At 67.4% G+C, this 20,015-nt stretch carries 19 protein-coding genes; 6 read left to right on the top strand and 13 right to left on the bottom strand.

From position 1 onward, the window contains the following. Positions 1 to 14: 14 nt before the first annotated feature. From IDF66_RS19515 to pgsA, 3 genes are all read right to left on the bottom strand, one after another. Positions 15 to 830: a PspA/IM30 family protein gene (locus tag IDF66_RS19515; RefSeq protein ID WP_190268251.1), complete on the bottom strand. Its 816-nt coding sequence runs from the start codon at positions 828 to 830 to the stop codon at positions 15 to 17. A 132-nt stretch (positions 831 to 962) separates the two neighbouring features. Further along, entirely contained in the window at positions 963 to 1,319 is a 357-nt protein-coding gene (locus IDF66_RS19510; RefSeq protein WP_164308322.1) for a helix-turn-helix domain-containing protein, read from the bottom strand. A gap of 196 nt (positions 1,320 to 1,515) precedes the next feature. Beyond that, positions 1,516 to 2,241 carry a CDP-diacylglycerol--glycerol-3-phosphate 3-phosphatidyltransferase gene (pgsA, locus tag IDF66_RS19505; RefSeq protein ID WP_190268250.1) on the bottom strand — a complete coding sequence of 242 codons (726 nt, stop codon included), beginning with the start codon at positions 2,239 to 2,241 and terminating at the stop codon, positions 1,516 to 1,518. Positions 2,242 to 2,538: 297 nt separating this feature from the next. Between pgsA and IDF66_RS19500 the strand changes: the two genes are divergently transcribed. Both IDF66_RS19500 and IDF66_RS19495 read left to right on the top strand, forming a co-directional pair. Next, the gene (locus IDF66_RS19500) at positions 2,539 to 3,027 is read left to right on the top strand and encodes an amino-acid N-acetyltransferase (RefSeq protein ID WP_190268387.1); all 489 of its coding nucleotides are present in this window, start codon (positions 2,539 to 2,541) and stop codon (positions 3,025 to 3,027) included. A 19-nt stretch (positions 3,028 to 3,046) separates the two neighbouring features. Beyond that, positions 3,047 to 3,331, top strand: a complete 285-nt coding sequence (locus IDF66_RS19495) for a YciI family protein (protein ID WP_190268249.1) — start codon at positions 3,047 to 3,049, stop codon at positions 3,329 to 3,331. A gap of 30 nt (positions 3,332 to 3,361) precedes the next feature. Here the strand turns inward: IDF66_RS19495 and IDF66_RS19490 are convergent, their stop codons facing one another. Then, positions 3,362 to 4,348 carry a TerC family protein gene (locus IDF66_RS19490; RefSeq protein WP_164308319.1) on the bottom strand — a complete coding sequence of 329 codons (987 nt, stop codon included), beginning with the start codon at positions 4,346 to 4,348 and terminating at the stop codon, positions 3,362 to 3,364. 240 nt (positions 4,349 to 4,588) lie between these two features. On the opposite strand from IDF66_RS19490, the gene IDF66_RS19485 reads away from it, so the two are divergent. Beyond that, positions 4,589 to 5,011, top strand: a complete 423-nt coding sequence (locus IDF66_RS19485; protein WP_190268248.1) for an MmcQ/YjbR family DNA-binding protein — start codon at positions 4,589 to 4,591, stop codon at positions 5,009 to 5,011. Positions 5,012 to 5,083: 72 nt separating this feature from the next. On the opposite strand, the gene IDF66_RS19480 is transcribed toward IDF66_RS19485, so the two are convergent. The 6 genes from IDF66_RS19480 to IDF66_RS19455 form a co-directional block, all read right to left on the bottom strand. After that, a complete protein-coding gene (locus tag IDF66_RS19480) occupies positions 5,084 to 8,014 on the bottom strand; it encodes a DNA translocase FtsK (RefSeq protein ID WP_190268247.1) in 2,931 nt (976 codons plus the stop codon). Positions 8,015 to 8,112: 98 nt separating this feature from the next. Next, a complete protein-coding gene (locus IDF66_RS19475; RefSeq protein WP_190268246.1) occupies positions 8,113 to 8,745 on the bottom strand; it encodes a TIGR03085 family metal-binding protein in 633 nt (210 codons plus the stop codon). A 44-nt stretch (positions 8,746 to 8,789) separates the two neighbouring features. After that, positions 8,790 to 10,796 (bottom strand): ribonuclease J, encoded by a 2,007-nt coding sequence (locus IDF66_RS19470; protein WP_223309861.1) that lies wholly within the window; start codon positions 10,794 to 10,796, stop codon positions 8,790 to 8,792. Beyond that, entirely contained in the window at positions 10,796 to 11,701 is a 906-nt protein-coding gene (gene dapA / locus IDF66_RS19465) for a 4-hydroxy-tetrahydrodipicolinate synthase (protein ID WP_164308314.1), read from the bottom strand. The genes IDF66_RS19470 and dapA overlap by 1 nt, the downstream gene beginning before the upstream one ends. 62 nt (positions 11,702 to 11,763) lie before the next feature. After that, positions 11,764 to 12,516 carry an FAD-dependent thymidylate synthase gene (thyX, locus tag IDF66_RS19460; protein ID WP_164308313.1) on the bottom strand — a complete coding sequence of 251 codons (753 nt, stop codon included), beginning with the start codon at positions 12,514 to 12,516 and terminating at the stop codon, positions 11,764 to 11,766. Between the two features lie 92 nt (positions 12,517 to 12,608). After that, entirely contained in the window at positions 12,609 to 13,394 is a 786-nt protein-coding gene (locus tag IDF66_RS19455; RefSeq protein ID WP_190268245.1) for a DUF427 domain-containing protein, read from the bottom strand. A 167-nt stretch (positions 13,395 to 13,561) separates the two neighbouring features. Here IDF66_RS19455 and IDF66_RS19450 point away from each other — a divergent pair, with 167 nt between their 5' ends. Both IDF66_RS19450 and IDF66_RS19445 read left to right on the top strand, forming a co-directional pair. Then, positions 13,562 to 15,298, top strand: coding sequence for an alkaline phosphatase D family protein (locus tag IDF66_RS19450; protein WP_190268244.1), 1,737 nt, complete (start codon positions 13,562 to 13,564; stop codon positions 15,296 to 15,298). 55 nt (positions 15,299 to 15,353) lie between these two features. Continuing rightward, complete coding sequence (locus IDF66_RS19445) at positions 15,354 to 16,199, top strand: tyrosine-protein phosphatase (RefSeq protein WP_190268243.1); 846 nt, start codon at positions 15,354 to 15,356, stop codon at positions 16,197 to 16,199. Positions 16,200 to 16,238: 39 nt separating this feature from the next. On the opposite strand, the gene IDF66_RS19440 is transcribed toward IDF66_RS19445, so the two are convergent. Continuing rightward, on the bottom strand, positions 16,239 to 17,003 hold the full coding sequence (locus IDF66_RS19440; protein WP_190268385.1) for an HAD-IIB family hydrolase: 765 nt from the start codon (positions 17,001 to 17,003) through the stop codon (positions 16,239 to 16,241). A gap of 94 nt (positions 17,004 to 17,097) precedes the next feature. Then, positions 17,098 to 17,673 (bottom strand): TetR/AcrR family transcriptional regulator, encoded by a 576-nt coding sequence (locus IDF66_RS19435; RefSeq protein ID WP_190268242.1) that lies wholly within the window; start codon positions 17,671 to 17,673, stop codon positions 17,098 to 17,100. Between the two features lie 86 nt (positions 17,674 to 17,759). On the opposite strand from IDF66_RS19435, the gene IDF66_RS19430 reads away from it, so the two are divergent. Continuing rightward, on the top strand, positions 17,760 to 18,779 hold the full coding sequence (locus IDF66_RS19430) for an NADP-dependent oxidoreductase (RefSeq protein ID WP_190268241.1): 1,020 nt from the start codon (positions 17,760 to 17,762) through the stop codon (positions 18,777 to 18,779). Between the two features lie 5 nt (positions 18,780 to 18,784). Here IDF66_RS19430 and IDF66_RS19425 read toward each other — a convergent pair whose 3' ends face one another. Then, the gene (locus IDF66_RS19425) at positions 18,785 to 20,008 is read right to left on the bottom strand and encodes a winged helix-turn-helix domain-containing protein (protein WP_190268240.1); all 1,224 of its coding nucleotides are present in this window, start codon (positions 20,006 to 20,008) and stop codon (positions 18,785 to 18,787) included. Positions 20,009 to 20,015 lie beyond the last annotated feature (7 nt).

Here is a 20,015-nt window from a genome sequence, read left to right as displayed (position 1 = left end):
CGTGTCCGGTCGGATCAGTTGCCGGTCTGGGGCGGCTGTTCGGTCGCCGGTGTGGACGGTTGCGCGGGCTGGGCGGCCGGCTGTGCGGTGCCGGCAGATGGAAGCGCCCCGCCCTGCATGCTGGCTCGGATCTGCTCGAGTCGTGCGTGCCCGGCCATCTGGACGCCTGCCTGCTCGACTTCCTGCATGCGGCCCTGGACGGAGTTCTGCGCGAGTTCGGCCTGGCCCAACGCATTGGCGTACCGACGCTCGATCTTGTCGCGCACCTGGTCGAGATTCGGGGTGTTGCCAGGTACCGCGAGCTCGCTCATCTGGTTGAGCGACGCACTCACCTGCTCCTGCATCTTGGCCTGCTCGAGCTGGCTCAGCAGCTTGGACCGCTCGGCGAGCTTCTGCTGCAGCATCATCGCGTTGCGCTCGACGGCCTTCTTGGCCTGCTCGGCCGCCTGCAACGACTGGTCGTGCAGCACCTTGAGATCCTCGACGCTCTGCTCTCCGGTAACCAGCTGGGCGGCAAACGCCTCGGCCGCATTGGTGTACTCCTGCGCCTTCGCCGTATCACCCGCCGCAGTCGCCTGATCGGCCAGCGTCAGCGCCTGGCGCGTGTTGGCCTGGAGTTTCTCGATCTCCTCGAGCTGGCGGTTGAGCTTCATCTCCAGCTGACGCTGATTGCCGATGACCGACGCCGCCTGCTGGGAGAGGGCCTGGTGCTGACGCTGTGCGTCCTCGATCGCCTGCTGGATCTGGATCTTCGGGTCTGCGTTCTCGTCGATCTTGGCGTTACCCAGTGCCATCAGGTAGCGCCACGCCTTCACGAACGGGTTCGCCATTCTTGCGTCAACTCCATTCCGGGTGGTCGGTGAGTGTGTAACCAATCTAGCGTCTGGGGCCGCCACACGGTGACACACCATGATCCCGGTCGCGCCGACGGCGCGGTCGGGCGCGGCGCGAACCGCAGAGCATCAGGCGGCGGCGAGCGCCGCCTCCTCGGAACGTCCGGCGGGCCCGGGGATGACGACCTTCGCGTCGAGCACGCCCATGTCCGTGGTCGCGACCGCCTCCGCGCCGATCAGACGGTCACTGTCGGCGGGCAGCATGGCGAGGCCGATGTCGAGCAGGAGCTCGGCGATCTCCACGTCGAGTGCATCGCAGATCGACGCAAGGAGCTCGCTGGACGCCTCCTTCTGCCCACGTTCGACCTCCGACAGGTAGCCGAGGCTGACCCGGGCGTCGGTGGACACCTCGCGCAGCGTCCGGCCCTGCGTCGTGCGTACCCGGCGCAGGCTCTCGCCCAGCGCCTCTCGCAGTAGCACTGCCATCGGGCGTCCTCCTCACTGCTCCGTTGTCTACCGGCCACGACCACCTCGTCGGTTGTCGGGACCAGACCATCACCACAACGTCTGGGACACCACACCGGTTCCCGACAGACCAGGTTCGCCGGTTCAGCGCGGTGTCACCGCCGTGACGACGACAGTAGTCGAATATGACGGCCGATGCCGCGCGGTATCGCGCACGTCATCCGGTGTTGCGCCGAGGGCGAACACCGGGCGCTCCGGAGGCGCCGGACGGCCCGTTGCCGGCCTCGGTCTCCGCTCGGCCGGCCGCGACGGACCGATTCCGCAGAGCCAGGGCCTGCCAGATGTAATCGAAGCCGGTGAACACCGTGACGACCAGCGCGAGACCCATCACGACGGCGGCCCCCACGTGCCACGGTCCGTCGAGCGGCAGCAGATACACACCGATGGCCACCGCCTGCAGCAGTGTCTTCAGCTTGCCTCCGCGGCTGGCCGGGATCACACCGTGGCGCAGGACCCAGAACCGGAGTGCGGTGACACCGAGTTCGCGGGCGAGGATCACGGCGGTCACCCACCAGGAGAGGTCGCCGAGGATGGAGAGGCCGACGAGCGCAGCGCCGATGAGGGCCTTGTCGGCGATCGGATCGGCCATCTTCCCGAAGTCGGTGACGAGGCCTCGTTCCCGCGCGAGACGCCCGTCGTAACGGTCGGTGATGGCCGCGATCGCGAAGATCGCCGCGGCGATGATCCGCCACACCGTGTCGTGTCCGCCGCCGATGAACAGAGCGACGACGAACACGGGGACCAGGACGATCCGGAAGACGGTGAGCGCGTTCGCGATGTTGACCAGGGGTACGGGGTCGACGGGATCGGTGATGTGGTCGGGTCCGCGCCCGGCACCGGCGATCCCGTGCTCGTGCACGGCACGGCGCATCCGATCGGTCATGACTCACCGACCTCTCGTGGCCGCTTGCCGACCAGGCGATACTGCTCCCGCACGACCACAGCCTATCGGCAGCACCGTAGGTGGCTGTCCGCGAGGGCACGCTCGGGACGAAAGGTACGTGCGTGGCCATTCCGGTCGCGACTACTGTGAGGTCCCATGGCCCCTGCCGTCCCCGACCCGGCACCCCGGACACCACCGACCCCATCCCCTGGACCGACCGCAGACCCCGGATCGATCGCAGACCCCGGATCGATCGCAGACGACGAGAACGTGTCTGCGCCGGAGGTACGCGACGCGATGATCCGCCGGGCACGAACCTCCGATGTACCCCGGATCAAAGAGCTCATCGACCAGTACGCGGGTCGAATCCTGTTGGAGAAGAACCTCGTCACCCTCTATGAGGCAGTGCAGGAGTTCTGGGTGGCGGACCTCGACGGCGTGGTGGTCGGCTGTGGCGCATTGCATGTGCTCTGGGCCGATCTCGGCGAAGTGCGTACCGTCGCGGTGGACACCGGGTACGCGGGTCGTGGCGTCGGTCACCGGATCGTCGCACGCCTGATGGACATGGCCCGGGAGTTGCAACTGTCCCGCGTCTTCGTGCTCACGTTCGAGACCTCGTTCTTCGCGCGGCACGGTTTCAGCGAGATCGACGGCACACCCGTGACCCGAGAGGTGTTCGAGGAGATGTGCCGTTCCTACGACACCGGCGTCGCCGAGTTCCTCGATCTGAGTTACGTGAAGCCCAATACGCTCGGCAACACCCGAATGCTGGCTACCCTCAACTGATCACGACAGGAGCTCCCCGATGGCGACCTATGCCGTCCACTACACCTACGAACCCCCCAAGGCGGCCCTGCGCGACCACTACCGGCCACTGCATCGTGAGTGGCTGGGCGAAGAGAATGCCGCGGGCAACGTGCTGCTGGCCGGCCCCTATCCGGACGGCTCCGGCGCGCTGATCGTCATCCGCGCCGAGAGCCTCGACGCCGCGGAGGCGTTCCTGGCCAACGACCCGTTCATCGCACATGAAGCGGTCGACGGTGTCCGGGTGGTCGAGTGGACCCAGGTCTTCGGGCCGCTCGACGCCTGATCGGGACCGGACACCGCCGACCGGCGGTCGTCAGCTCGGCTTGGGTTCGGAATTGCGCGACTTGATCAGGCTCGCCACGGTGGTGATCACCAACGTCAGCACGATCACGGCCAGCGAGACCGGGGTGGTGACCTCGGGCACCGACACATGCTCACCGCCGTTGATGAACGGCAGGGTGTTCTCGTGCAGGGCGTGCAGGATCAGCTTCACGCCGATGAACGCGAGGATGAACGACAATCCGTACGACAGGTAGACCAGCCGGTCCAGCAGCCCACCGAGCAGGAAGTACAGCTGACGAAGTCCCATCAGGGCGAAGGCGTTCGCGGTGAAGACCAGGTAGGGCTCCTGGGTCAGACCGTAGATCGCCGGGATCGAGTCGAGCGCGAAGAGCACGTCGGTGAACCCGATCACCACGAGCACCATCAGCATGGGGGTCGCGAGACGCTTGCCGTTGGCCTTGGTGAACAACTTGTCGCCGTCGTACTCGTCTGAGGTACGCAGGTAGCGCTTCACGAAACGCTCGAGGCGGCTCTCCCGCTCCTCCTCGTGCTCCACCGGATCGTCGCTCTCGCTGACCAGCTTCACCGCCGTGAAGATCAGGAAAGCACCGAACAGGTAGAAGATCCAGCTGTAGGCGTTGATCGCGGCGGCGCCGACCAGGATGAAGACCGTTCGCATCACCAGGGCCATGACGATGCCGAGCAGCAGCACCTTCTGCTGATACTCCTTGGGCACCGCGAACTTCGACATGATGATGACGAAGACGAACAGGTTGTCCACCGAGAGCGCCTTCTCGGTCACGTAACCCGCGAAGTACTCACCGCCGAACGTGCCGCCCCATTTCCACCAGACGAACAGGCCGAACAGGATGGCGATCGAGATGTAGACGGCCGACCACGCCCCGGATTCCTTCAGGGAGGGCGCATGTGGCACCCGGACGTGGGCAAAGAAGTCGAAGACGAACAGGCCCGCTATCACCACACAGGTGACGATCCAGACCGTTGTCGAGATATCCATGAAAGTGATCTCCTCCAGCGCGCAGCACAGGCTTGCGATGCCAGAGGTCTCTCCCGCCGGGGGTTCGGTGGCAGACCATCACTGGCATGTCACCGGGCCGACCGGCGAATCCGGGTGGTCCGCGCCACGATGATCGGCATCGTGACCCGGGCGACCGTATTGACGGAGACGCCGCAAAGAGTGGGGATACTCCCCTCTTCGATCGTCGACCAGCCTAGTACACGCGGGTACGGTTGCACCATGGCGCCACGTCAGCGCCCTGCGACCGTCGACGACATCCACACTGTCGCACAGGCGATGCCCCACGTCACCGATGCCGGCTCGTCCACGGATCGGCCGGTGTATCAGGTCGGCGGGAAGTCGTTCGTGTTCTTCCGCACCCCGCGGCCGGACGCCCGGGATCCCGATACCGGTGAGCGGTTCGACGACGTCGTGGTCATCTGGGTCCCGTCCGAGGACGACAAGCTCGCCCTGGTCCAGGACGAGGGCACACCGTTCTTCACCACGAGCCATTTCGACGGGCATCTCTCGGTGCTCGTACGCACGTCCAGGATCGGCGAACTGAGCCGCACCGAACTGGCCGAGGTGATCCAGGACGCCTGGTTGAGCAGGGCATCGCCGCGGCGCGCGCAGACCTGGCTGTCCGAGCACGGGCTCGCCTGAGGGCATCGCCCATCGACAGTCGACCGTCTACCCGACTGCCGGCCCTCGATCGGCCCGTGCCCGACCCGCGAGCTACTCGGTGGCGGTGTCGTCGCCACCGCCACCGGTGATCGAGGTGATCACACCGGCGAGGTCCTCCGGCTTGACCAGCACCTCACGGGCTTTGGACCCTTCGCTCGGCCCGACGACCCCGCGCGTCTCCATCAGGTCCATCAGCCGACCCGCCTTGGCGAACCCGACCCGGAGCTTGCGCTGCAGCATCGACGTCGAACCGAACTGGCTGGAGACCACGAGTTCGATGGCCTGCAGGAGGTCGTCGAGGTCGTTGCCGATGTCGCCGTCGATGTCCTTTTTCTCGCCGGCCTTGGCGGTGGTGACGCCCTCGGTGTACTCGGGCTCACTCTGCTCGCGCGTGAAGTCGACGACGGCCTGGATCTCCTCGTCGGTGATGAAGGCACCCTGCATACGGATCGGCTTGTTGGCACCCATGGGCAGGAAGAGGCCGTCACCCATACCGATCAGCTTCTCGGCGCCGGGCTGATCGAGGATGACCCGCGAATCGGTCAGCGACGACGTCGCGAACGCCAGACGCGACGGCACATTGGTCTTGATCAGGCCGGTCACCACGTCGACGGACGGACGCTGGGTGGCCAGCACCAGGTGGATGCCCGCCGCACGCGCCTTCTGCGTGATGCGCACGATCGCGTCCTCCACGTCACGCGGCGCGGTCATCATCAGGTCCGCGAGCTCGTCGACGATCGCCAGGATGTACGGATACGGGGTGTATACGCGCTCGCTGCCCAGCGGCGTGGTGATCTCTCCGGAACGCACCTTGGCGTTGAAGTCGTCGATATGACGCACCCGCGACGCCTTCATGTCCTGATAGCGCTGTTCCATCTCCTCGACGAGCCACGCCAATGCCGCCGCGGCCTTCTTCGGCTGGGTGATGATCGGCGTGATCAGGTGCGGAATGCCCTCGTACGGGGTGAGTTCCACCATCTTGGGGTCGATGAGGATCATCCGGACATCGTCGGGTGTCGCCCGACTGAGCAACGAGACCAGCATCGAGTTGACGAAGCTCGACTTACCGGAACCGGTCGACCCGGCCACCAGCAGGTGGGGCATCTTGGCCAGATTCGCACTGACGAAGTCGCCCTCGATGTCCTTGCCGAGCCCGATCACCAGGGGGTGACCGTCTTTGCGCGTCTTCGGCGACTTCAGCACGTCGGCGAGTCGCACCATCTCCCGATCGGAGTTGGGCACCTCGATACCCACCGCGGACTTGCCCGGGATGGGCGCGAGCAGGCGGACGTTGTCGGTGGCCACCGCGTATGCGATGTTGCGCTGCAACGCCGTGATCTTCTCGACCTTCACGCCGGGACCGAGTTCGACCTCGTAGCGGGTCACCGTCGGGCCGCGGGTGTAGCCGGTCACGGCGGCGTCGATCTTGAACTGCTCCATCACCCCGGTGATCCGGTCGATCATGTCGTCGTTGGAACGTCCGCCCTGCTTCGGCGGGTCTCCGTCGATCAGCAGGTCCGACGGCGGCAACTGGTAGGCGCCCTCGACCGGGCGATCGACGAGAGCGGCCGTCGAGGACTCGGGCGCCGCGGCGGGCGTCTGTGCGCGTGGTGTCGACCGCTTTGCCTTGGCCTTGCGCGGCGGCGCCGGTTCCTCGGGTTCGACACCGATCTGCTCGGTGACCTCGTCATCGAGCGGGATCGTCGTCGCGGCGGCGAAGTCGGCGGCGTCCACATCGGGGTCGACAGGACGGCGGGAGCGCCGACGGCGTACCGGCTCGACGTCGGGCGGGTAGTTGTCGTACGGGTCCGGCGAGTAGCCGGTGGGCGAATCGAGTACCTCGGTCGCCTGATCGTCGGCGCCTCGACCTCGAGCACGACCACGAGGAGCCGGGCGTGGTTCATCTTCGTCGTCGAACTCGTCGTCGACGTCGTCCCACGGTGCGGCGTCGTCGGCGTATGCGGCATGGCCGACCCCGAGACCCAGATAACCCGCGGCTCCGTCGATCACCTCACGAACTGTCTTGCCGCTGAGGATCAATGCGCCGAACGCGATGCACAACAACAGGATCGGGACCGAGATCCAGGCCGTCACGCCGTCGGTGAGCGGGGTGCCGACGGCGAATCCGAGGAAACCGCCTGCCGACGACCGGCCGGGCAGGTCTTCCGGTGCCCCGGCGACGAGATGGACGAGACCGAGGGCCGGCAGCACCACCAGCAGGCCGGCGCCGAGATAGCGCGCTCGTCGATGCGGGTTCGGCGGCCGCCGCATGAGCACCACCGCCAGCGCGACCAGGGCCACCGGTACCACCACCGATGCAGCACCGACAATCGCTCGGATGAGGGCCTCGATGAAGGCCCCGACGGGGCCGGCCGCCCCGAACCACACGCTCGCACCCACCAGGAGCGCGAAGGCGAGGATCGCCAGCGCGACGCCGTCGCGGCGGTGTGAGTGCCCGCTCAGATCGCGGCGCGGCGCCGATCGCCCACGCCGATCGACGGGTCGCTCCTCGTCGAGTGGATCGTCGACGATCGGCCCGTCGACCTCGAACCCGTCGTCGATCGCATCCTCGACGTCGAGGTCCTCGAAACGATCGTCGCCCGCCGGGCGCACTCCCCCGGCACGTGCCAGACCGCCGACGCCACGCGCCATCAGCGACCATCCGGCGCCGAGTCCGCGACCGACCGCGGATGCCCCGGTCGCCGCGACCGACCGGCGGTGGATGTCCTCGGACGCCACCGCGCTCCGGCTCCCGCTACGGCTCCCGCTCCGGGCCCGCGTGGCGGTGCCGCTGCTCTTGCGGGCTGTGGTGGAGCGGGTGCCTGCCGACGTCGAGCGCGGCGTCGACGTCCGCGTGCTCGTACCGCGCGTCCCCCGGGCACCCGACTTCGTCGTCCCCGCGGTCGCACGCGATGCCGATTTCGGCGCACTCCTCTGCGACGTACCCCGTTTATGGGCACCAGCGGTTGCTTTCGAAGCCATGCGAGACAGACTAGTCGCCTACCGTCACCTCAGTCACATGGGCAACACTGGCAACGCATTTGTGTGTCGAATTCGTAACCGACACGATTCGACGTGTCTCAGAAGCCCCGTTTGGCGCTCATCACGGCCGACACGCTGTCGCCGTCCCCTTCGTACGTGACGTCGAGCGGGGCCCGCCCGAAGGCGAACAGCACGAGCTCGCCCGCGGTGCCGGTCACCACGACCGGCTTCCCGGAACCCGAGGTGACCAGCTCACGGCCGTCGGTGGTGGTCAGCGTGACCGACGCGGGCGAGCCCTTGAGGGTGAGCTTGGCCATCGACTTCGCCGGGGTGACGAGTGCTTCCTGCATCTCGGCCGACAGCGGCCGCGGCGTCCACGGCGCGTCTCTGGGCGTTCCGCCGCGCAGAACGTCCTCGTGATGGACGAACATCTCGGCGAGATTGGCCCAGCGATCCACGAGTTTGAAGGGCGAGAACGTGGGCGGACCCGACGCCAACTGGTCCAGCAGGACCTGCCACGACCCGGCGGCGGCGTCGGCACGCACCCGCTCGGTGTGCCCGGCGAACTGCTTGATCATGAATCCGGGACCGGTGTCCGGCCGCCGTTCGCGCACCACCAGATGGGCGACGAGATCTCTGGTTGTCCACCCCTCACACAGGGTCGGTGCGTCCGGCCCGACGGAGCGGAGGGTGTCGACGAGGGCAGCGCGTTCATCTTGTGCGAGGGTCACGCGTCACACCCTAGTGGCCGGCACCGCCCCCGGCGCTGCGTCGATCAGGATCCGACGGCCAGCACCGTCGGTACGATCATCGGCCGGCGGCGGTAGGTCTCGGCGACCCAGCGGCCAACGGCCCGGCGGATGGTCTGCGCGATTCGATGCGCATCGGTGACGCCTTCGGCCGCCAGGGAATCGAGCGCCTGGTGCACCACATCGGCCGCAGCCTTGAGGGCATCCGGATCGTCGGAGAAGCCGCGCCCGGACACCTCGGGCACGCTCACCGCGCGTCCGGTGGTGGCATCGATGGCGACCGTGATGGAGATGAAACCACCCTCACCCAGCACCAGTCGTTCCGACAGCGTGGACTCGTTGACGTCGCCGACCGACAGCCCGTCGACGTAGACGTGGCCGACGGGGACGCGGCCGGAGATCTCCGCACGGCCGTCGACGAGATCGACCACCACGCCGTCCTCGGCAAGCACCACCCGGTCCTCGGGGACGCCGGTCGCGACCGCGAGCGCGGCATTGGCCCGCAGGTGGCGCCATTCGCCGTGGACCGGCATGACATTCGACGGCCGCACCGCGTTGTAGAGGTAGAGCAGCTCACCGGCCGACGCGTGCCCGGAGACGTGCACCTTGGCGCTCTGCTGGGTGATGACCGTGGCACCGCGCTTCGCCAGACCGTTGACCACCGCGAAGACGGAGTTCTCGTTACCTGGGATCAGGGATGACGCGAGCACGACGAGGTCGTTCGCGCGGATGTTGATCTGGCGGTGTTCGCCACGCGCCATCCGCGACAGCGCCGAGAGCGGCTCGCCCTGCGAGCCGGTCGAGATCAGCACCAACCGGTCGTCGGGCAACGTGGCGGCGGTGTCGAGATCCACCAGGACCCCGTCGGGCACCGACAGGTATCCGAGATCCTGGGCGATCTGCATGTTGCGGACCATCGACCGCCCGACGAAGGCGATCCGCCGATTGTGCGCGAGGGCCACGTCGACGACCTGCTGAATCCGGTGGACGTGACTGGCGAACGACGCGACGATCACGCGCTGGCGGGCGCGACCGATGACCTGGTCGAGGACGCCGCCGATCTCACGTTCGGGCGTCACGAACCCGGGTACCTCGGCGTTGGTCGAGTCGACCAGGAAGAGATCGACCCCTTCGTCGCCGAGCCGGCTGAAGCCTGCGAGATCGGTGAGCCGATTGTCGAGAGGTAGCTGGTCGAGTTTGATGTCGCCGGTGTGCAGGACCACGCCGGCCGGGGTCCGGATGGCCACCGCGATGGCGTCCGGAATCGAGTGGTTGACCGCGAAGTACTCGCAGTCGAACGGGCCATGTGTGGTTCGCTCACCCTCGACCACCTGCACGAGCTTGGGACGCAACCGGTGCTCACGACACTTCGCGTCGACCAGGGCGAGCGTGAACTTCGACCCGATCACGGGGATGTCGCTGCGCAACCGGAGCAGGAACGGGACCGCGCCGATGTGATCCTCGTGACCATGCGTCAGGACGATCGCGTCGACGTCGTCCATCCGGTCTTCGATGTAGGTGAAGTCGGGCAGGATCAGGTCGACGCCGGGTTGGGCGTCCTCGGGGAAGAGCACGCCGCAGTCGACGATCAACAGGCGGCCGCCGTACTCGAAGACTGTCATGTTCCGCCCGATCTCGCCGATGCCGCCGAGGGCCACGATGCGAAGACCGTCGCGGGGTGCCCTGCGGGGGGTACCGAGTCGATCGACAGCAGGCACCGTCGCAGCCTGCGATCCGCGGTTGTCGCCACGCCGATCCCGTCGCTCGTGGCGTCCGCCGGAGCGTGACTGCCCCGACTGCGCCCGCGCAGACTGCTTCGGCTCGGCGTCCCGACCGCCCTTGGCTGCCGACGAATCCCCCTTCTTGGCTGCCTTTTTCGCGGTGGCGCCGGTCGCCTTCGCCGCCTTGGCCTGCGGTTCCGGAGGTGCGACATCCGGCGACGCAGCCTCGGTGGGGGGTGCCCCCTCGGTGGGAGGTGCCGGCGGTCCCGCCTTTCGGCTTGCGGTACGACGACGCCGCGCTGGCCCGGTCATCAGTTCAGCACGCCGGCCGTGCGGAGATCGGCGACGAGCGCCTCGATCTGTGGTCCATCTGCCGGGACCTGCGGCAGACGCGGTCGGCCGACGTCGAACCCGAGGATTCGCAACGATTCCTTCACCATCGTCACACCGCCCAATCGGCCCATCGCGTTCACCAGTGGGAGCATCGAGATGTTGAGTTCCCGGGCGGTCGCGATGTCGCCCTTCTCGAATGCCATCTGCATGTCGCGCAGCCGATCGGCGACCAGATGACCGATCACGCTCACGAATCCGGTCGCGCCGACCGACAGCCACGGCAGGTTCAGTGCGTCCTCGCCGGACAGGTACTCAAGATCAGTCGACGCGATGATGCCCGCTGCCGAATGCAGGTCGCCCTTGGCGTCCTTCACACCCTTGATGCGCGGATGTTCGGCGAGCGCGAGCATCGTGTCATTGAGGATCGGGACCACCGAACGGGGCGGGATGTCGTACAACAACACAGGGAGATCGGTCGCGTCCGCGATCGAGCGGAAGTGGGCGTACAGGCCCGCCTGCGGCGGCTTCGAGTAGTACGGGGTGACCACGAGCAGTCCGTGGGCACCGACCTTCTCCGCCTCGATGGCGAAGCGGACGCTCTCTGCGGTGTCGTAACTGCCCGCGCCCTGGGTGATGCGAGCGCGGTCCCCGACGGCATCGAGAACCACACGCAGCAACTCGAGTTTCTCCGGGACGGTGGTCGTGGGTGACTCGCCGGTCGTACCCGACACCACGAGTCCGTCGCATCCCTTGGACACCAGGTGTTCGGCCAGCTCGGCGGCCTTGTCCAGATCCAGCGCACCGTCGGGGGTGAAGGGGGTCACCATGGCGACGCCGATGGTCCCGAAGGGGTGCGTCTGCGGCTGGTCTACGCCTGCGTTCATGGTGCTCAAGGCTACCTTCTCCCTACCGCGGATACGCGTGCGGGCGCCCGGCGCGGCGCCGCTCAGCCTTCGAGGACGAACGGGGAGGTGGCGACCTCGGTTCCGTCGGCCAGCGTGCCGATCTCGAAGTCACCGAACACCGTCGGCGCCACCTCCATCAGCTGACGTAGACACTCGACGGCGAGTTGCCGGATCTCGACGTCGGCATGTTCGGTCGCGCGCATCCCCACGAAGTGCCGCCACGCCCGATAATTGCCGGTCACCACGATCTTGGTCTCGGTGGCATTCGGTAGCACCGACCTCGCCGCCTGACGTGCCTGCTTGCGCCGCAGGATCGCGTTCGGCACGTCGGCGAACTTGGCCTCGAGGGCGTCGAGCAATTCGCTGTAGGCCTTTCGCGCCGAATCCGTCGCCTGGGTGAACAAGGCCTCGAGCTCGGCGTCGCCGCGGATCGCCGGTGGTGCCACCACATTCGAGTCGTGCTCCGGGACAAAACGCTGGGACAGCTGCGAGTAGGAGAAGTGACGGTGCCGGATCAGCTCGTGGGTACAGGAACGGGAGATACCGGTGATGTAGAAGGTCACCGACGCATGCTCGAGCAGCGACAGGTGACCCACCTCGAGGATGTGTCGCAGGTAGCCCGCGTTGGTCGCCGTGCGGGGATTCGGCTTGTCCCAGCTCTGATAGCAGGCCCGGCCGGAGAATTCGACGAGCGCCTCACCACCGGCGGCATCGGTGCTCCAGTCGACGTCCGGCGGTGGGGTGAACTGCGTCGCGGCGACCATCTGCACCGTCAACGGCACCAACTCGGACACGTTGCCTCCTCACCGCATTCTGTTCGACCTGCCACCCGTTTCCGCGGGGTCGGTTCCGTCGATTGTCCACCAGTTGCGCAGACCGCTCCCCCTCACCCCGCGATACCGTCCACGGTGATCTCGACCCGATCGCCGTCGAAGCAGATCAGGTCACGGACCGGCTCGCCGTCGATGAGCGGATCGGGATAGCACCAGGCGACATCGGCCACGGTCCGCCCGTGCACGACGGCCGACCAGTACGAGGCGTGACCCTTGTAGGCGCATGTGGTGTGCGTGTCTCCGGCAACCAGCAGATCCATCCGGATGTCCTCCCGAGGCAGGTAATGACGTTCCGGCAGGTGGGTCTCGAGCAGGAGCGTCGGCCGGTTGCTCTCGGCCAGCACCACATCGTCGATGCGGACCACGACGTGGCGACTCGTGTCCAGACAGTCGATGCGCTTGAACGGATCGTGTGGATGCGCGAGCACGGCCTTCTCCTCGTCCCGCCACTCGTCGAAGGCGGACCAGTCGAGGACGGCGTGGCCTCGCAGATCCGGATCGTCGGGGGTGAAGGCTGCCGCGACCAGGGGGCGATCCGTGATGGGGATCGTCCACGCCGTGCCCGGGCAGGTGTGCAACAGGAACGCATCGTCCGGGGTCAGGATCGGCGGTCGGTGCTCGGCAGGCGCCACGGCCACCGGATCGACCAGTCCAGGCGAGACGTCCCCGATCGGCACGGCATAGAAGCCAACCACCCGGTACGGCTCCCACACCTGCAACGCATCACGTGAGTCGACGGTGGTCTCCCCCGCGACCGCAGCTCGCACTCGTCGTCGCATCGCGCACCAGCGGAGTTCGCCGAGTCCGGAGAGCGTGAACCGATCCATGTCGATCGCCATGGTGACGATCCTGCTCTTCCGGCCCGGCCCGCACCAGACCTCAGCGCGGTCGGATATCGGTCGGGCAGACACCGGATGAACGTTCGACGACACCCGCCAGAACCCCCAGGGCACTGCAGATCTGCCGAGCGCGTCCCGCTCGCCACCGTGGCATCGGGTGCCGCATGATGAGCGTCGTGTCCGCACCACCCAGTGTCCCCGGTGACGCCGATCAGCCCGGCGCGTCCTCTGCAGAACCGTCGGAAAGGTCCGGGATCAACCGTCGCGCCGTGTTGCGCACGGGCGCGGTGGCCGCAGGCGTCACCTCCGCCGGGATCGCCATCTCACCCGCCTCCGCCACGCCGGCGCCCCGGTCGGCCGCGGTGTTCGCCCACGGCGTCGCCTCGGGCGATCCGCTCCCCGACGGGGTGATCCTGTGGACACGCGTCACGCCGACGGCCGCGTCGACGCCGGGCTCGGGTCGCGGACCCGACGTCGTCGTCACCTGGGAGATCGCCCGTGACGGGACCTTCGCACGCACGGTCGCATCCGGCTCCGTCCACGCGTCCGTCGATGCGGACCACACGGTGAAGGTCGATGTCGCCGGGCTGGAGCCCGACACGTCCTACGTCTATCGGTTCCGGGTCGCGTCGGGACCCACGACGGGCGCGACGTCGCCGACCGGTCACACGCGCACGGCACCGGCAGCAGGCGCCGATGTCCGTCGCGTGCGATTCGGTGTGGTCTCATGTGCCAACTGGGAAGCCGGGTACTTCGGGGCATACCGCCATCTGCGCGCGCACCGTGATCTCACCGCCATCGTGCACCTCGGCGACTACTTCTACGAGTACGAGACCGGCGGCTACGGCGGGAAATCCGGCGTGGTGCGGCGAACGGAACCGGCCAACGAGACCGTGACCCTGCGCGACTACCGGATTCGACACGCCCACTACAAGACCGACGTCGACCTCGCCGAACTACACCGCCTCCTGCCGTGGATCTGCACGTGGGACGATCATGAGTCGTCCAACGACGCCTGGAAGGGCGGCGCGGAGAACCACAGTGCAGGCGAAGGCCCCTGGGCAGCAAGAAAAGCCGCGTCCGAGCGCGCCTACTACGAATGGATGCCGGTGCGTCCCGAAGCGACCGGTACCGGCAGGCATCTCTACCGCAGGCTCCGTTTCGGGCGGTTGCTCGAACTGTCGATGCTGGACCTCCGGACGTACCGCGACCAACAGGTGTCGGCCACCTCGTCCGACGTCGACGACCCGCGCCGGACCATCACCGGTCAGGCCCAGATGCGTTGGCTCACCAACGGATTGACCTCGTCTCCGACGCGATGGCAGATCATCGGGAATCCGGTGATGATCGCGCCCGTCCTGATCCCGCCCCTCGACGCCCGCAACACCGCGGCCGTCACCGAGTTGCTCGGCCTGCCCGGAGGCGGTGTGCCCTACAACGCCGATCAATGGGATGGCTACACCGCCGACCGCCGCCGACTGCTGGACGCGATCCGCGATCATCGCGTCGACAACGTCGTGTTCATCACCGGCGACATCCATTCGTCCTGGGCGTGCGACATCCCGGTCGATGCGGCCCGTTATCCCGCCGCCGGTTCGGTCGCGACCGAGCTGGTGGTCCCGTCGGTGACCTCGGCGAACATCGACGACATCCTCGGAGTGCCCGAGCACAGCGTCGGGGCCGCGGTGCCCACGGCGATCATGGCCGCGAACCGACACGTCCGATGGAACGATTTCGACGCACACGGTTACGGGGTGTTGACCGTCACACCGGCAGCGGCGCAGATGGACTGGTATTTCCTCGTCGACAAGGCCGACCCGCGGACCAGCAGCTATCACGCCAGATCGTTCCGGGTGCCCTCCGGAACGCCACGCGTCGGATCCGTCGCAGGCCCCGCCGACTAGCGTCACGAGACGGCACCGTGATCGTCACGTCCATCCAGGAAACGAAAGGCCCGAGATGACCACACCTTCGCACCGCCGCGCGCTGCGACGCCGGCTCGTGTACACCGCCGCGGCACTCGCCGTGATCGGCGCACCCGCGATCGCACCGACCGCGATCGGAACCGCGACCGCAGCCCCGTCACAGATGGCGGCCACGTCCGCCCCCGCCGCGTTCGACCTCGCCGGCACGGTGAACACGCGCACGTTCACGAACTATCACACCGCCGACGGTCAGTCGATCAACGGCCGGGTCATCCGAAGCGACAGCCTCGACAAACTCACCGCGGCCGATCAGAAGAAGCTGGCCGGACACCGCGTCACCTCGATCATCGACTTCCGCAGTGATGTCGAGCGCGCTGTGCAGCCCGACCGCGCGGTCCCGGGTGCGACTGCGGTGAACTACAACGTCTTCGGCTCACCCGTCCCGATCAGCGTGGACTCGGGTTCGGCCGGTCTGACCGACACGGAGAGTCAGTATCGCGAGTTCGTGACCAGCGCATCGGCGCGCGACGCCTTCCGGAAGACGTTGCTCGACATCAAGAGCACCGCGGGCAAGGGGGACACCGTCCTCTACCACTGCACCGCGGGCAAGGACCGCACCGGCTGGGCGTCCGCGGTCCTGCTGAGCATCCTCGGCGTCGACCGCAGCACGGTCGAGCAGGATTACCTGGCCAGCAACACCTTCCGCCATGCCGACGCCGGCGACTCGCTGAACGGCGTGAACATCTCGTCGCTACGTGCCGCGTTCGCGGCAGCGGACAAGACGTACGGCAGCTTCGACAACTACGTGTCCAAGGGCCTCGGTCTGACGGCCGGAGACATCGCCGGGCTCAAGAAGGGCCTGCTGGTCAAGCACGCGTAGTCACGGCATTCGTGAACGCTTCTCGGCGATCGTCGACGACTATCCGTCGACGATCGCCGAGAGCTTCGCGAAGGTGTCCTGCCAGCCGTCGACGGCGATGGACTCGATCCCGAGATCGAGGACGGGCCGGTCGTTGCCCCCCTCGTCGAGGCGGTCACCGAAGAACAGGATGTCGCCGGTGCCGAGGTCGAGGATGTCCATCAGCTTCCGCGCGCCATACGCCTTGTCGATCCCCTTCTTCGTGACGTCCACCGACGTGGAGCCGCCACTGCGCACCTCGAGGTCGGTCAGCCGCTCGGCGGCATAGGCGCGCAACGACTCCTTCTTGGCACCGTCGGGATCCCAGGCGGCCTTGGCATCGACCGGAGCCGACTGTCCCAAGGCACTGAAGGTGATCTGGCTGCCACGGTCCTCGAGTATCGGGCCCCAGGTCTCCGACTCCCACAGTCCGAGCTCCTTGGACCCCGCCTCGAGGACGTCGAGCGTGCGCGACTTCTCGTCGTCGCTGAGGTACTCGGCGTAGACGGTCTCCCAATCGGTCCCCGACCAGCGCACGTACTGCGTGCCACACGTCGGCATCAGATGGAGGTTCCCGATCGAGTCGAAGGTCCCGAGGCGCGCCAGGACCTGTGCGGCGAACTGCTCGAACCGCCCGCCGGAGATGATGCAGCCGAGGCTCTGGTCGAGCATGCGGTGCATCAGGGCGACCATGTCGTCGGCCATCGGGCTCTTCGACGGTGCCAGGGTGTCGTCGAGGTCGAACATGACCAGCCGGTAGTCCTTGCCCTGGTACGAAACCGCCATCATCAGCCTTCCCGATCGAGCACGTCTGTGTGCACAGTGGTCGAGCAGAAGCATGGCATCCCGGCGTCGCGATTGCACCAGTCGGGGTGCCGGGTCAGCGAACCATGGCCGACGTCACGTCGAGGAGCCGAACCGCCTCGGCCCGGTTGACGCGCGCGAGGGTCATCGCCGCGATCGTCGCCCCGGTGATGGATGTGGCACGTGCCGCGACGGATTCAGCGTCGTCGTCGGGGAATCGCGCGGCCACTCCCCTGCTGACGGCCGCGAGGAGTTCGGCGTGATAGGCGCCGACGACCTGCCGCACGGCCTCGTCGTCGGCGAGGGTGGTCCCCGCGGCGCCGACGAGCAGACAGCCGGTCGGTTGGTCGGCGTCCCCGAGTCGCCCGATCGCTTCCGTCAGGCCGGCGAGGTACCCGGCCAGCGCGCCAGGCGCGACGTCCGGTTCCCGGAGCGCGCGGATGCGGGGCCGCACGATGGTGTCGAGATAGTCCTGCACGGCCGCGTCGAACAGGCCGCGCATGCTCCCGAACGCGTGGTAGATGCTCGACCGAGACAATCCCGTCGCCTTTTCCATGTCGGACACCGAGACCCCGTCGAAGCCCCTCTTCCAGAACAGGTTCCGCGCCGAGGCGACAACGGTGGCGGTGTCGTATGCCTGCGTTCTGCCCATGGCCACCCCTGACTACGTCGATTGTCGTGCTGTCGAGTGTACGCTATTGTGGAACGATCGGTACACAATCCGGAAGGGAGTCATCGATGACTCAGACCAGCACACAGATCCAGCTCGCGAACCGGCCGACCGGCTGGCCCACAGACGCCGACTTCCGCACGGTCACGGTCGAGTACGGCGACCTGGGCCCGGGGCAGGTGCGCGTCGCCAACGAGTTCGTCTCGGTGGATCCGTACATGCGCGGCCGGATGATCGACACCCGCAGTTACATCCCGCCGTTCGCTCTCGACGAGACGATGACCGGCGGTGCCGTCGGCCGCGTGGTCGAGTCGACGACCGAAGGCCTGCCGGTCGGCACGCTGGTCTCCCATCAGTACGGATGGCGAGACATCGTCCAGGAGGACGCCACGGGTTTCCGCGCGCTTCCCGAACCGCCCGAGGGCGTCGAGTCGTCGGTCTACCTCGGCATGCTCGGGATGACCGGACTCACCGCGTACGTCGGACTCCTCACGATCGCGCAGTTGCGTCCCGGCGACACGGTGTTCATCTCGGGGGCCGCAGGCGCCGTCGGAACCGCCGCCGGACAGATCGCCCGGCTCAAGGGCGCCGGGCGGGTCATCGGGTCCGCGGGTTCGGCCGAGAAGGTCGCGCTGCTCACCGAGCGCTACGGCTACGACGCCGCGTTCAACTACAAAGACGAACCGTCGGTCCGCAAGCAGCTTCGCGAGGCCGCGCCGGACGGCATCGACGTCTACTTCGACAATGTCGGTGGCGATCACCTCGAGGCGGCCCTCGATGTGTTCAACGACGGCGGACGAGCGGCGTTGTGTGGGGCGATCGCCCAGTACAACAGCACAACTCGCACCCCCGGACCGAGCAACATGGCCAACATCATCACGCGCGGTCTCACGCTCACCGGGTTCACGGTCGGCCACCATTTCGATCAGCTGTCGGAGTTCACCGCCACGATGGGCCAGTGGTTCGCAGCAGGTGAGGTCGTCCACGACGAGACCGTCGTCGACGGGATCGACAACGCGGTCGATGCCTTCCTGGGTCTGATGCAAGGCCAGAACACCGGCAAGATGGTCGTACGCATCCCGTCGTGATCAGCTCACCGGACGGCGGCGGAGAGCGCGCGGGAGAGATCGCCCCGCTCCCCGACGTCGACCCGGTCCAGTCCGAGCCACCCTGACATCGCCGCGAGGTCGGCGGCGAGCCGATCGGCGACGACCTTCTCGGCCCGCCCCTCCTCGAGAAAGGCGCCGAGCACCAGCAGCGAGCCGGCCTTGCGGTCGGCCTTCAGATCGATGCGGGCGACGATGTCGTCGCCCATCAGGTACGGCAGCACGTAATAGCCGTGCACCCGTTTGTGTTCCGGCACGTAGATCTCGATGCGGTAGTGGAAGTCGAAGAGGCGCTCGGCCCGTGGTCGGAAGAACACCAGTGGGTCGAACGGCGAGAGGATGGCGGTGCGATCGGTCCGGCGCGGGATCACCGCGCGCGTGTGCAGGTAGGCCGGATCCCGCCATCCCTCGACGGTCACCGGCGTCAGCTCCCCCGCATCGACCAGATCGCCGATGGCCGAACGCATGTCGACGCTCTTGGTGCGGTAGTAGTCGGCGAGATCGGCGGCTGTCGCGACCCCCAGTGCACACGCCGCCCGCGCAGTCAGCTCCCGATGCGCGTCGGCGCGGTCGAGGTGCACGTCGATGACGTCGGTGCCGATGACGCGTTCGGTCAGATCGTAATGCCGTACGAAGTTCTCGTTGCGTACGGCCGAGAGGTCACCCGCGGCGAACATGGCCTCGCAGAGGTGCTTGACCTCCCCGCGATGCCACCAGCCACCCGGGACCCCCGCCTGCCGCACGATGCCGAGGTGAGCTTCGATCTCCTTCGGCGTGCTCGGACCACCCTCGACGATCACCGCGTGCACATCACGCGCGAGTTCCCGGTTGCGGCTCATCAACTCGCGGGTGAACCGGTATCGTCCATCGCGGAATTCGTCTCTGCGCCAACCGAACAGAGGCCAGTCGCCGACTGGGATGAGCGCGGCCTCGTGCGCCCAGTACTCGACGAGCAGTCGTGAACCGCGCCGGGGGCGCCAGGCCGCGCGGTCGAGGATGTCGCGATCGTATGGGCCGAGTCTGCTGAACATCGGCATGTAGTGGGCACGCGCGGCGATGTTCACCGAATCCATCTGCAGCAGTCTGGTCCGGCCGACAACCCTCCGCAGGTGCGCCGACGTCGGCGCACCGGACGGTGGGCGATCGGTGAAACCCTGTGCAGCAAGCGCGATTCGCCGCGCCTGTGCGGCGGAGAGGCTGGTACGGGTCATCCGCCCG

Origin of the sequence: Gordonia hankookensis (genome assembly GCF_014673215.1) — a bacterium.
In the GTDB taxonomy this organism is placed as follows: Bacteria; Actinomycetota; Actinomycetes; order Mycobacteriales; family Mycobacteriaceae; genus Gordonia; species Gordonia hankookensis.
The sequence above is the reverse complement of the archived record's forward strand: the minus strand, read 5'-3'. Positions and strand labels throughout refer to the sequence as shown.

Bases quoted from the DNA above. Each gene is read 5' to 3' on its own strand.
- IDF66_RS19445 (WP_190268243.1), top strand. From the start codon at position 15,354: ATGACCACACCTTCGCACCGCCGCGCGCTGCGACGCCGGCTCGTGTAC.
- IDF66_RS19515 (WP_190268251.1), bottom strand. From the start codon at position 830: ATGGCGAACCCGTTCGTGAAGGCGTGGCGCTACCTGATGGCACTGGGT.
- IDF66_RS19470 (WP_223309861.1), bottom strand. From the start codon at position 10,796: ATGACCGGGCCAGCGCGGCGTCGTCGTACCGCAAGCCGAAAGGCGGGA.
- IDF66_RS19500 (WP_190268387.1), top strand. From the start codon at position 2,539: ATGATCCGCCGGGCACGAACCTCCGATGTACCCCGGATCAAAGAGCTC.
- IDF66_RS19490 (WP_164308319.1), bottom strand. From the start codon at position 4,348: ATGGATATCTCGACAACGGTCTGGATCGTCACCTGTGTGGTGATAGCG.
- IDF66_RS19480 (WP_190268247.1), bottom strand. From the start codon at position 8,014: ATGGCTTCGAAAGCAACCGCTGGTGCCCATAAACGGGGTACGTCGCAG.
- IDF66_RS19485 (WP_190268248.1), top strand. From the start codon at position 4,589: ATGGCGCCACGTCAGCGCCCTGCGACCGTCGACGACATCCACACTGTC.
- IDF66_RS19510 (WP_164308322.1), bottom strand. From the start codon at position 1,319: ATGGCAGTGCTACTGCGAGAGGCGCTGGGCGAGAGCCTGCGCCGGGTA.
- IDF66_RS19425 (WP_190268240.1), bottom strand. From the start codon at position 20,008: ATGACCCGTACCAGCCTCTCCGCCGCACAGGCGCGGCGAATCGCGCTT.
- IDF66_RS19430 (WP_190268241.1), top strand. From the start codon at position 17,760: ATGACTCAGACCAGCACACAGATCCAGCTCGCGAACCGGCCGACCGGC.
- IDF66_RS19440 (WP_190268385.1), bottom strand. From the start codon at position 17,003: ATGGCGGTTTCGTACCAGGGCAAGGACTACCGGCTGGTCATGTTCGAC.
- IDF66_RS19455 (WP_190268245.1), bottom strand. From the start codon at position 13,394: ATGGCGATCGACATGGATCGGTTCACGCTCTCCGGACTCGGCGAACTC.
- IDF66_RS19495 (WP_190268249.1), top strand. From the start codon at position 3,047: ATGGCGACCTATGCCGTCCACTACACCTACGAACCCCCCAAGGCGGCC.
- IDF66_RS19435 (WP_190268242.1), bottom strand. From the start codon at position 17,673: ATGGGCAGAACGCAGGCATACGACACCGCCACCGTTGTCGCCTCGGCG.
- dapA (WP_164308314.1), bottom strand. From the start codon at position 11,701: ATGAACGCAGGCGTAGACCAGCCGCAGACGCACCCCTTCGGGACCATC.
- pgsA (WP_190268250.1), bottom strand. From the start codon at position 2,241: ATGACCGATCGGATGCGCCGTGCCGTGCACGAGCACGGGATCGCCGGT.
- IDF66_RS19450 (WP_190268244.1), top strand. From the start codon at position 13,562: ATGAGCGTCGTGTCCGCACCACCCAGTGTCCCCGGTGACGCCGATCAG.